Below are 11,574 nucleotides of genomic sequence, written 5' to 3' on the forward strand. Positions count from 1 at the left end.
GCCGCCGGGCCGGTGCCGACCCGTACGCCCCAGGTCGGGAAGGTGTCGGCCGAGGTGAAGTCGTGCGTCCTGGTCACCGTGGCGCGACCTTCCCGGACCGCCACCGTGTCGGTCCCGACGTCGACCGTCCGACCGCCGGAGCTGTGGTACCAGGTCAGCGTCAGCGTGCCGCTGCCCGCACCCTGGGCGACCACCGTGACCGCCGCGGTGGTGCTCCAGCGCCCGGCGCAGGACAGCGAATCCAGGTTCACCGAGCTCACCGTGAGGAGAGCCGGGGCGATCGTCAGGGTGGGCCGGACCGGGCCGACGGTCACGGACGGCGACGGCGTGGCGCTGGGAACGACGGGCGGCGGGACCGTCACGGGCGGGACGGTCGACACCGGCGGCGCGACGGTTCCCGGCGGGACGGTTCCCGGCGGGACCGGACCCGACGGCGGCGGGGCGACGGTGCCGGGCGGCACCGGCGGCAGACCGGTGCCGGGCGGCGCGGACCCGGGCCGGGTGCCCGAGGGCGTCCGGCCGGTCGGCGTCGCGGTGGGGGCGGCCCCCGGACTGCTCGGGCCCGAGGACGGCGCACCCGAGGACGGCGTGCCCGAGGAGGGCGGGTCGGACGGGGTGGTCGCCTCCGGGCCCGGGGTGTCCCCGCCCTCGCTCTCGGCGGGCGATGCGGTGCCCGTCGGGTCCGGTGCGCCGAGGCTGGTGGTCGCCTCCGGGGCGGGGCCCCCGACGACGGTGCGGGCGCCGCCGTCGGCGGCGCCGGCCATGGCCATCCCGGCGATGGTGGCGAGGGTCACCGCGCCGGCCGCGACGCCGACGAGGGCCTTGCCGCGGGTGCCGAGCCGCACCCCCCGGCGGACCGGCCTCTCCCGGTGGACCAGCGTCTCCCGGACCACCGCGGCCGGGCCGGTCGCGCCACCGGTCGCAGCCTGCCCGGCCGCCGCCTGTCCGGTCGCAGCCTGCCCGGCCGCCGCCTGTCCGGCCGGGGCTCCGCCGCCCAGGGCGGTGTGGGCCAGCGAGGTGCCGCCGGCCGCGACGCCCGCGCCGGGCAGCAGCAGCGCGAGCAGGGCGACCAGGGCCGTCAGGTCGAGCCGCCCCTTCTCCTCCCACCCCGGTCCGTACCCGGCCGCCGCGACCGCCTCCAGCTCCGCCAGCAGCGCGGTCGCGCTGTCCGGGCGGGCCCCGGGGTCCTTGGCGAGGCCGGAGAGGATCAGCGGGCGGACCGGGTCCGGCGTCAGTTCGGCCGGGATCGGGGCCTCGGTGTGCTGGACGGCGAGTTCGGCGAAGGTCGTGCCGCCGTAGGGGCGGGCGCCGGTGAGGCACTCGAAGAAGGTGACGGTCGCGGCGTAGACGTCGCCCGCCGGAGAGGCGGGCCGACCGGCCCACTGCTCGGGCGGCATGTAGGCGGGGGTGCCGGAGACGTCGCGCTCGTCCCCGCTCGGCACCGCGATCCCGAAGTCCACCAGCTTGGACGTCCCGGTGGTGTCCACCAGCACGTTGGCGGGTTTGTAGTCCCGGTGCACCACCCCGGCGCCGTGCGCGGCGGCCAGGCCGAGCAGCGAGCCCTTCAGGACCACCAGGGCCGCCTCCGGGGTGGTGGCCCCCTCCGCGCGGAGCAGCTCGCGCAGGGCGATGCCGTCCACCGGCTCCATCACGATGGCCGCGCCGCGCTCGCCCTCGACGTACTCGTAGAGCCGGGTGACGTGCGGGGAGTCGAGTCCGGCCAGGACTTCGGCCTCGGCCCGCAGCGCGGCGGTGCCGGCCGTGCTGTGCAGGTACTTGACCGCCACGGGGGTGCCGGTCGCGCGGTGCCGGGCGAGCACCACCCGGCCGCTCGCGCCGGCGCCGAGCTCGCGCTCGTGGACGTACTCGGGGAGTTCCCAGGGCCGCTCGTCCGCGGGCTCCGGGGTGTTCCCCGCGGCGGGGGCGGTGCGGCCCCCGGCCGGTCTGTGGTCCCGCTGCTTCCGGTCGTCCATCGCTTCGTGCTCTCCCCGTTCACGGCCCCGCTCGGCTCTGCGGCGACGCACCTTACGGCAACGCCGACGCTGCCAGGGACGCGGCCGGTGAGCAGCGGGTTCCGGGCCGAAGGCGCCCCTGGATCACGATTCGGGTGCTTCGCACACCGTGCCAACCATCCGCCCGTACGACGCAGCGTGAAGAGGGCGCAGAGGGCGCGAAGGGGGGCGCGTTCAGCCGAGCAGCAGCCTGGTGCCCGGCGGCAGCCCGCCGGTGCGGGCCGCGTCGCGCAGGTGCGCCAGCAGGGTCGCCCGCAGCGCCTCCGCCGCCCGGGTCGGCGGCACCTCGTGGCCGTGGGCGACCGCGATGGTGCGGCCGAGGCCGGGACCGGCGAAGTGGGCCACGGCGAGACCCGAGCGGTCGGCGACCATCCCGGGCAGCACGGCGGGCCCGAGCCCGGCCCGGACGAAGCCCAGCACCGCGTCCATCTCCCCGCCCTCCACCGCGAACTCGGGCTCGAAGCCCGCCGCCCGGCAGGCCGCCAGCGTCGCCTCCCGGAGGTCGTAGCCCTCCCGGAACATCACCAGCGGCCGCTTCCCGAGCTCCGCCACCCGCACCGTGCGGCGGGCCTGCGGCTCGGCCGTCACCAGCACCAGCTCCTCGTGCAGCAGCTCGGTGACGGCCAGCGCCGGTACGGCCTCGCCGCTGGGCGGGGTGATGATCAGCGCGAGGTCCAGCTCCCCCGCCGCCAGGGAGCGCACGAGGTCCCGCGAGCCGCCCTCCCGCACCATCAGTGCCACCCCCGGGTAGCGGTCGCGGAACACCCGCAGGACGTCCGGCACCAGGCTGGTGCACAAGCTCGGCGGCGCCCCCAGCCGCACCCGGCCGCGGCGCAGCTGGACGGTCTCCTGCACGGCGAGCCGGGCACTCTCGGTGTCGGCGAGGATGCGGCGGGCGAGCGGCAGCAGGGCGTCCCCGGCGTCGGTGAGGGCGATGTTGCCCCGGGTCCGGTGGAACAGCTCGGCGCCCAACTCCCGCTCCAGGGCGCGGATCTGTTGTGAGAGTGACGGCTGGGCGACGAGTTCCGCCTCGGCCGCGCGGGTGAAGTGGCGGGTTTCGGCGACGGCGAGGAAATATCGGAGCTGCTGGAGTTGCACAGCTCCCAGCATAGGCAGGGCCTATCGTCACAAGCCGCATCATGTCTTGGACGCACCCTGACCGCCCTCCCTACCGTTGGCGCCATGACAACCGCGTCCCGGACGGCCCGGCATCCGTCCACCCTGGCGACCCTCTGGCGGTCGACCGTCGGCAAGAAGGCGGTCATGGCCGTCAGCGGACTGGCGATGCTGCTGTACCTGGTCGCGCACATGCTGGGCAACCTCAAGGTCTTCTTCGGCCCGGACGACCTCAACGGCTACGCGGCCTGGCTGCGCACCCTCGGCCAGCCGTTCCTCGGCCACGAGTGGTTCCTCTGGATCGCCCGGGCCGGCCTGCTGGCCGCCGTCGTACTGCACGGCGTGGCCGCGTTCCAGCTGAGCCGGCGGGACCTCGCCGCCCGGCCGAGCAAGTACGCCCACCAGCGGCGGCGGGCGAGCTACGCGACCCGGACGATGCGCTGGGGCGGGGTGATCCTGGCGCTGTTCATCGTCTGGCACATCCTCGACCTGACCACCCTGACCGTGAACCCCAACGCCGAGCACGGCAGGCCGTACCAGAACATCGTGGCCTCCTTCGGGAACTGGTACTCCTGCGTGATCTACATCCTGGCGATGCTCGCCGTCGGCCTGCACGTCCGGCACGGGTTCTGGAGCGCCGCGCAGACCCTCGGCGCCAACAACGCCCGCCGGGACCGGGCGCTGAAGCTGACCGCCAACGGGCTGGCGCTGCTGCTGACCGCGGGCTTCCTGTCCGTCCCCGTCGCCGTGATGACCGGAGTGGTGAAGTGAACGCGTCCCCGGAGCGCAATGTGTACCCGGACCCCAGCGCCTACCCGGACTACAGCGTCGGTGAGCCGATCGCCGACACCCGAGCCCCCCAGGGGCCGATCGAACAGCGCTGGGACCAGCGGCGGTTCGAGGCCAAGCTGGTCAACCCGGCGAACCGGCGCAAGCACACCGTGATCGTGGTCGGCACCGGCCTGGCGGGCGGCGCGGCCGGCGCCACCCTCGCCGAACAGGGCTACCACGTGGTCCAGTTCTGCTTCCAGGACTCGCCCCGGCGGGCCCACTCGATCGCCGCCCAGGGCGGCATCAACGCCGCCAAGAACTACCGCAACGACGGCGACTCCGTCCGCCGGCTGTTCTACGACACCGTCAAGGGCGGCGACTTCCGCGCCCGCGAGTCCAATGTGCACCGGCTGGCCCAGGTGTCGGTGGAGATCATCGACCAGTGCGTGGCCCAGGGCGTGCCGTTCGCCCGGGAGTACGGCGGCCTGCTGGACACCCGCTCGTTCGGCGGCGTCCAGGTCTCCCGGACCTTCTACGCCCGCGGCCAGACCGGCCAGCAGCTGCTGCTCGGCGCCTACCAGGCGCTGTCCCGGCAGATCGCGGCCGGCAACGTGGAACTGCACGCCCGCACCGAGATGCTCGACCTGCTGGTGATCGACGGCCGGGCGCGCGGGATCGTCGCCCGTGACCTGGTCACCGGCGAGATCTCCAGTTATACCGCCGACGCCGTGGTGCTCGCCTCCGGCGGCTACGGCAACGTCTTCTACCTCTCCACCAACGCCAAGAACTCCAACGCCACCGCGATCTGGCGGGCGCACCGGCGCGGCGCGTACTTCGCCAACCCGTGCTTCACCCAGATCCACCCGACCTGCATCCCGCGCTCCGGCGACCACCAGTCCAAGCTGACGCTGATGAGCGAGTCGCTGCGCAACGACGGGCGGATCTGGGTGCCGAAGGCCAAGGGCGACACCCGGCCGCCGGCCGACATCCCGGAGCAGGAGCGGGACTACTACCTGGAGCGGATCTACCCGTCCTTCGGCAACCTGGTGCCGCGCGACATCGCCTCCCGGGCCGCCAAGAACGTCTGCGACGAGGGCCGCGGCGTCGGGCCCGGCGGGCAGGGCGTCTACCTGGACTTCGCCGATGCCGTCCGCCGGCTGGGCCGGGACGCGGTGGAGGCCAAGTACGGCAACCTGTTCGAGATGTACGAGCGGATCACCGCCGAGGACCCGTACCGGGTGCCGATGCGGATCTACCCGGCGATCCACTACACGATGGGCGGGCTCTGGGTCGACTACGACCTGCAGACCACCGTGCCGGGCCTGTTCGCGATCGGCGAGGCCAACTTCTCCGACCACGGCGCCAACCGGCTCGGCGCCAGCGCGCTGATGCAGGGCCTCGCGGACGGCTACTTCGTGCTGCCGCCGGTGCTCAACGACTACCTGGCCCGGGAGCCGCTGCCCGCCGTCCCGGCCGACCACGAGGAGATCGCCTCGGTCGAGGCCGAGGTGGCGGACCGGCTGAACCTCATCCTCGCGGTGGACGGCGACCGCACCCCCGACTCCTTCCACCGCGAGCTCGGCGAACTGCTCTGGGACGAGTGCGGGATGGCCCGCGACGAGGCCGGGCTGCGCCGGGCGCTGGAGCGGATCCCGGCCCTGCGGGAGGAGTTCTGGCGCCGGATCAAGGTGCCCGGCACCGGGCAGGAGCTCAACCAGGCGCTGGAGAAGGCCAACCGGCTGGTCGACCACTTCGAGCTGGCCGAGCTGATGTGCCTGGACGCGCTGCACCGCGCCGAGTCCTGCGGCGGCCACTTCCGCACCGAGAGCCAGACCCCGGAGGGCGAGGCGGCCCGGCGGGACGAGGAGTTCTCCTACGCCGCCGCCTGGGAGTTCACCGGCACCGGCCGGGCGCCCGTGCTGCACCGCGAGCACCTCGACTTCGAGTACGTCCACCCCACCCAGCGGAGCTACGCGTGAACCTCACCCTCAGGATCTGGCGCCAGGCGGGCCCCGACACGCCCGGCTCGATGACCACCTACCAGGTCGGCGGGATCAGCCCCGACATGTCCTTCCTGGAGATGCTGGACACCCTCAACGAGGAGCTGATCCTGCGCGGCGACACCCCCGTCGCCTTCGACCACGACTGCCGCGAGGGGATCTGCGGCGCCTGCGGCATGGTCATCAACGGCCGGGCGCACGGCCCCGAGCGCACCACCACCTGCCAGTTGCACATGCGGCACTTCGAGGACGGCGACACCATCGACGTCGAACCGTGGCGGGCGGCGGCGTTCCCGGTGGTCAAGGACCTGGTGGTGGACCGGTCCGCCTTCGACCGGATCATCGGTGCCGGCGGGTACATCACCGCCCCGACCGGCAGCGCGCCCGACGCCCACGCCACGCCCGTCCCCAAGGAGGCCGCCGACACCGCGTTCGAGCACGCCGAGTGCATCGGCTGCGGGGCGTGCGTGGCGGCCTGCCCCAACGGCTCGGCGATGCTGTTCACCTCGGCCAAGGTGGTCCACCTGAACGTGCTGCCGCAGGGCGCGCCCGAACGCGCCTCCCGGGTGCGGAACATGGTGGAGGCGATGGACGCCGAGGGCTTCGGCGGCTGCACCAACACCGGTGAGTGCGCGACGGCCTGCCCCAAGGGCATCCCGCTGCCGAGCATCGCCGCCATGAACCGGGAGTATCTGCGCAGTTCGCTGCGCGGGGGCCGCTGACCCCCGGGGCGGTCCGCGAGGACGGCCCTCCCCGGGCCGAAGCGGGGCGCGCGTGGTGCTCGTGCGCGCCCCGCTTCTTCGACTGTTCGTCAGGATCGTTACTGGCTCCTCGGATTTCGCGCTACGGTGGTCCCCGCGCCGAGGAGGAATGCATATGCCCGAGGTTCAGGCCTGCTCCGGGTGCGGCGGGTCCGGGGGGACCCAGAAGACCGAAGCCACGGTCGAACTGGACGAGGAAGGGAGCATGGTGCCGAAGATCCACACCTTCTGGTCGCCATGCGGTCGGTGCCACGGATCCGGGACGGTGATCGTCGGATGAGGCTGGTCTTCGAATGCGTCGAGTGCGGTAGCCACTACCTGCCGCCGGAGGCGATGGTGTACCCCGACGGGCCGGCCTCGCCGGTCTGGTGCACCCACTGCCAGACGGCGAAGCGGGCGGCGGGGGTCCGGGAGGACCCGCTGCTGGCGCGGGTCGCCCTGGCGACGGCCAAGGCCGCGCGGGCCGGGAACGCCCGCGCCGGCGGCACCCCGGAGGAGACGGCGGGCAGCCGTCCGGACGTCCGGCCGTCGCGGCCGCCGGTCTCGCGGCGGGCCCGTTCCGGGCCGGGCGCGGTGCGCAGCAAGCTGGCGTAGCGGAGGCCGCCGAGCCCCGCTCAGAACAGCGCCTCCTGGGTGTCCGGAGCCTCCGGCCGCGCCCTGGGGAGCAGTGCCAGCCCGGACGGCGGCCGGCCGGGCGCCGGGGTGAGGGTCCAGCCGGTCAGCAGGCGGGTGTCCAGGACCAGCGGCGGGTCGCCGTCCGGCCGGTCCAGCAGCAGGTGCCGGCCGATCGGCGCGCGCAGCCGTCCGGCCACCACCGCGCCGTCCGCCAGGCCCTCGACCGCGTGGTAGACGGCGGGGGCGCCACCGGTCAGGCCGAAGAGCCCGACCTGGTCGACCACCGGGTGGCCGGGCAGCAGTTCCAGCTCGTGGCCGTGCAGCAGGTCGTGCGCGCGGGCGCGGGCGTCGGTCAGCACGGCCCGGCGGTGGGCAACGTCGCCGTGCTCCCACCAGTGCTCCACCTTGGCCCGGACCTTGAACCGCTCCCGGGCCAACCCGGCGGCGGAGACGGTGAGTTCGGCCCGGCGGACGGAGGGCAGGGCGCCCCGGGCGGCGAAGGTCCAGGCGAGCGCGCCCTGTTCGAGCAGCCGGCTGGTGCCGCGCTGCTCGGCGGTCAGCCCGACCTTCAGCAGGCCCTCGCCGAACCAGGCGAGATAGAGCCGGTAGGTGCGGCCGTCGTCGAGGATCTGGTCCCGGGCCAGCGCCAGGCCGCGGTCCACGCTCTGGCAGGGCGGGCACTGCACGGCGCCGCCGTCCGGCGCGATCCCGGCCCGGTGCGGGCACGGTGTGCGCTCGTCCCGGCCGGCCAGCAGGGCGCCGATGCAGCGGCGCGGTCCGCCCAGCCGCCAGCCGACCTCGGTGCCGGGCACCACCTCGCGCTCGTGCGTGCGGAGGCCGTGCACGGCGCTCAGCACCGCCCGGCCGTCCCGCCACGCCAATCCGGTGGAGACCCACCCGTCCGTCCCGCTCACCCTCGACCTCGCCCGCGTCGCCCGAACTGTCGAGGCTACCGGGTGGCACCGACAGGGTCCGCCCGGTCCCCGGGTCGGCCCGGCTCCCGGGCCCGGCCCGGGGGCGGTAGCGTCGCCGCATGACCACCACCGACACCGTGCCCGCCCCCGTCCCGCCCGGCCCCGTGACCCCGGACGACCTCGCCGCCGTGCTCCGGCTCGCCGTGGACACCCTGCGCGCCGCCCCCGCCGGCACCGACTGGTCCCGGCCGGCCGGCGGCATCACCTGGGACTGCTGGAGCACCGTCGAGCACCTGGCGGACGACCTGCTCGCCTACGCCGCCCAGCTCGGCCCCGAGCACCCGCCGCAGGACCGCTACGTGCCGTTCGTGGCCCAACGGGCCCACCCCGGCGGCCCGAACAACTTCGTCCTCGCCGAACGGGAGGGCGGACCGGCGGCGCTGGTGGAGGTGCTGGCCGCGAGCGGCGGGCTGATGGTCTCGATCGCCCGCACCAGGGGGCCGGAGGTCCGGGCCTTCCACCCCTGGGGCCTGGCCGACCCGGCCGGTTTCGTCGCGATGAGCCTGGTGGAGACCCTGGTGCACCTGCACGACGTGGCCGAGGGCCTCGGCCTGCCCTGGGAGCCGCCGGCCGAGGTCTGCGCCCGCACCCTGGCCCGGCTGTTCCCGGACGTCCGGCCCGACGCCGCCGGCCCCTGGCCGACCCTGCTGTGGGCGACCGGCCGCAGCGCCCTCCCCGGCCGCCCGCGCCGCGGCGAGTGGCGCTGGTACGCGGACGCGCCGACCGCCCCCGCCGCGGCCTGACGCCCGCTCACCCCCGCTCACCCCCGGGCGACGCCGCAGGTCGCGGGCCCTTTGCGCGCTCCCCCGGTGCACGTTCTATTGTGGCGGGCGCGGGCGGTGGCGCGGCCGGGAGGCGGGCGCCGGGCCGGAGCGGCGTGGAGCGAAGGGGTGGACGTGGCGGGGCGGCGGAACAACGGGGTGCTGGCGGTCTGGGCGGAGGCGCAGCGGCAGGAGCAGCGCCGGGAGGAGGCGCGCTGGCGCGCCCAGGCCGCCGAGCAGCGCCGGTGGGAGCGCGAGCAGCGCGAGGCGCAGAAGGCGGCGGCCCGCACCGAGCGGGAGGCACAGCGGTCGTACCAGCAGGCCAGGGAGGCCGAGGCCGCCCGGCGGACGGCCGAACTCGACGGCCGGGTGGAGGAGTTGCGGGGTCTGCTGGCGGCCGGTCTGGACCGTCCGGCGTTCCGGGCGCAGAGTCTGCTGGCCCCGCGCCCGGTGCCGCCGTTCGAACCGGGGCGGCTGGGCGAGCCGGTGCCGATGCCGGACCAGGCGCAGTACCAGGTGCCGCCGCCGGACCAGGCGCAGGCCCGCAATCCGGGGGTGCGGCAGCGGTACGAGCAGTACGTGGCGCAGGCGCGGGCCCGGTTCGAGCAGGACTGGTACGCGGCGCAGGCGGCCGAGGCGGAGCGGCAGCGGCGGCTGGGCGAGTACCACGGGCAGTACCTGGAGTGGGTGGCCAGGTTCCGCCGGGAGGACGAGGAGCGCGCCGCCCGGACCGAGGAGTCGCTGCGCCGGCTGCGGTCCGGCGAGGCGGAGGCGGTGCAGGAGTACTTCTCCGCCGTGCTGTACGCCTCGGCGGGCTGGCCGGAGGGCTTCCCGCACCGGCTGGTGGCGGCCTGGGAGGCGAGCAGCCGCCAGCTGGTGGTGAACTGGGAGCTGCCGGGCCCGGACGTGGTCCCGGCGACCGGCCGGGTGCGGTACGTGAAGACGGACGACCGGGAGGCCGAGGTGGCCCGCCCGGCGACCGAGCGCAAGGCGCTCTACCGGGAGGTGCTGGCGCAGAGCGCGCTGCGGGTGGTCACCGAGCTGTACCGGGCGGACGGGGACGGGCTGCTGGCCTCGGTGGTGCTGAACGGCTTCGTCCGCGGCATCGACCCGGCGACCGGCCGGGAGGCGGAGCGCTTCCTGACCACGGTGACGGTGGACCGGGCCGAGTTCGCCGGACTGACGCTGGACCGGGTGGCGGCCGTGGAGTGCTTCCAGGGGCTGGGCGGGGTGCTGTCCGCGCGTCCCGAGCGGCTGGACGAGGTGCGGCCGGACCGGCTGCCGGAGACGGTCGGCGGCAGTGTGGCGGGGCAGGGCGGCGAGGACGATCCGGACCTCTTCGAGATGGACCCGATCGAGTTCGAGGAGCTGATCGCGGAGCTGTTCCGGCTGCGCGGCTTCCGGGTGATGACCACGGCCCGCAGCGGGGACGCCGGGGTGGACGTGGTCGCCGAGGACCTCGATCCGGTGACCGGCGGACGGATCGTCATCCAGGCCAAGCGCTACCGCTCGACGGTCTCCCCCACGGCGGTGCGGGACCTCGACTCCACGGTCCGCCACCACGGTGCGATCAAGGGCATCCTGGTGACCACGGCCGGGTTCGGGCCGGGTTCGTACGAGTACATCCGCAACAAGCCGTTGACCCTGGTGAGCGGTCCCGAGCTGGTGGAGCTGCTGGCCGAGCAGGGCCTGCGCGGGCGCCTCGGGGAGCGGACGGCGGGCGGCGGGGCGAACAGCAGCGGGAACGGGAACGGCAGCGGCAGCGGCACCGCGAACGGGAACGGGAACGGCAGCGGGCCCGACGGCGCCGCGGCCGGCACCGTGGGCGCCACCAGCACCGTGGCCCTCTCCTGGGGCAGCCGCACGGCCGGCGGCGACCCGGTCGAGCTGGACGTCTCGGCGTTCGTGTGCGCAAGCGGCCGGGTGCTGGGCGACGAGCACTTCGTGTTCTTCAACAATCCGCAGGACCCGGACGGCGCCGTCCGGCTGCACCCCACCCGCTCGGTGCCGGGCGAACCGGTCCGCCGGGCCGAACTCACCCTGGACACCGCCCGGCTCGCCCCGGCGGTGGACGAGGTGGTGGTGGCGGTGTCCACCGAGGAGGAGGAACCGCCGACGCTGCCGCTCGGCTATGTGCACGGGCTGGCGCTGACCGGCGCCTTCGGCCCCGACGTGGCCGGGCCGGCCCGCTGGGAGCCGGGGACCGGCGGGGTGCCGGAGAGCGCGATGGTCGTCGGATCCTTCCAACGGCGCGGCGGAGTCTGGCAGTTCGCGCCGAGCGGGACGCCGGTGCCGGGCGGTCTGGCCGGTCTCGCGGTGCGCTGGGGCGTGGCGGTCGAGTAACCGGGGCCGGGGCCGGTCCTGCGCCTGACTGAGGAGCCGCTGTCATACCCGAGGAGGAGAGGAGCCCCCGCCGGGCCGCCGGGTCGGCGGGGGGAGCCTGTACCCGGGAGCGACCATTCGGGTACGGGCCGGTGGCGAGAATGGAAGGGAAGACGATCATCCGATTTTGCTTCCGCTTTTCCCTCGCATTCCCCAGGAGACCCTCGTGACGATGTCCGCAA

The 11,574-nt window shown here is 75.2% G+C and carries 9 protein-coding genes; 6 read left to right on the forward strand and 3 right to left on the reverse strand.

Annotated elements, in window-relative coordinates; translation table 11 throughout:
* Both VR45_RS50275 and VR45_RS33235 read right to left on the reverse strand, forming a co-directional pair.
* Positions 1-1,973: serine/threonine-protein kinase (locus VR45_RS50275; protein ID WP_052709565.1), on the reverse strand; the 1,973-nt coding region annotated here is incomplete at its 3' end.
* Positions 1,974-2,186: 213 nt separating this feature from the next.
* A complete protein-coding gene (locus VR45_RS33235) occupies positions 2,187-3,110 on the reverse strand; it encodes a LysR substrate-binding domain-containing protein (protein ID WP_045943616.1) in 924 nt (307 codons plus the stop codon).
* Positions 3,111-3,194: 84 nt separating this feature from the next.
* Between VR45_RS33235 and VR45_RS33240 the strand changes: the two genes are divergently transcribed.
* From VR45_RS33240 to VR45_RS33255, 4 genes are all read left to right on the forward strand, one after another.
* Positions 3,195-3,899: a succinate dehydrogenase cytochrome b subunit gene (locus VR45_RS33240; RefSeq protein ID WP_045943617.1), complete on the forward strand. Its 705-nt coding sequence runs from the start codon at positions 3,195-3,197 to the stop codon at positions 3,897-3,899.
* Positions 3,896-5,878 carry a fumarate reductase/succinate dehydrogenase flavoprotein subunit gene (locus VR45_RS33245; RefSeq protein WP_234326410.1) on the forward strand — a complete coding sequence of 661 codons (1,983 nt, stop codon included), beginning with the start codon at positions 3,896-3,898 and terminating at the stop codon, positions 5,876-5,878. The genes VR45_RS33240 and VR45_RS33245 overlap by 4 nt, the downstream gene beginning before the upstream one ends.
* Positions 5,875-6,621 (forward strand): succinate dehydrogenase/fumarate reductase iron-sulfur subunit, encoded by a 747-nt coding sequence (locus VR45_RS33250; protein ID WP_045943618.1) that lies wholly within the window; start codon positions 5,875-5,877, stop codon positions 6,619-6,621. Before VR45_RS33245 ends, VR45_RS33250 begins: the two co-directional genes overlap by 4 nt.
* Positions 6,622-6,936: 315 nt before the next feature.
* Positions 6,937-7,254, forward strand: coding sequence for a hypothetical protein (locus VR45_RS33255; RefSeq protein ID WP_045943619.1), 318 nt, complete (start codon positions 6,937-6,939; stop codon positions 7,252-7,254).
* Between the two features lie 20 nt (positions 7,255-7,274).
* Here the strand turns inward: VR45_RS33255 and VR45_RS33260 are convergent, their stop codons facing one another.
* A complete protein-coding gene (locus tag VR45_RS33260) occupies positions 7,275-8,189 on the reverse strand; it encodes a DUF2797 domain-containing protein (RefSeq protein WP_063772585.1) in 915 nt (304 codons plus the stop codon).
* Between the two features lie 119 nt (positions 8,190-8,308).
* Here VR45_RS33260 and VR45_RS33265 point away from each other — a divergent pair, with 119 nt between their 5' ends.
* Together VR45_RS33265 and VR45_RS33270 are read left to right on the forward strand one after the other, a co-directional pair.
* The gene (locus VR45_RS33265; protein WP_045943620.1) at positions 8,309-8,992 is read left to right on the forward strand and encodes a hypothetical protein; all 684 of its coding nucleotides are present in this window, start codon (positions 8,309-8,311) and stop codon (positions 8,990-8,992) included.
* 153 nt (positions 8,993-9,145) lie between these two features.
* Positions 9,146-11,353 (forward strand): restriction endonuclease, encoded by a 2,208-nt coding sequence (locus VR45_RS33270; RefSeq protein WP_045943624.1) that lies wholly within the window; start codon positions 9,146-9,148, stop codon positions 11,351-11,353.
* Positions 11,354-11,574: the final 221 nt, after the last annotated feature.

The sequence above is a fragment of the Streptomyces sp. NRRL S-495 genome, from assembly GCF_000966955.1.
Lineage (GTDB): Bacteria > Actinomycetota > Actinomycetes > Streptomycetales > Streptomycetaceae > Kitasatospora > Kitasatospora purpeofusca.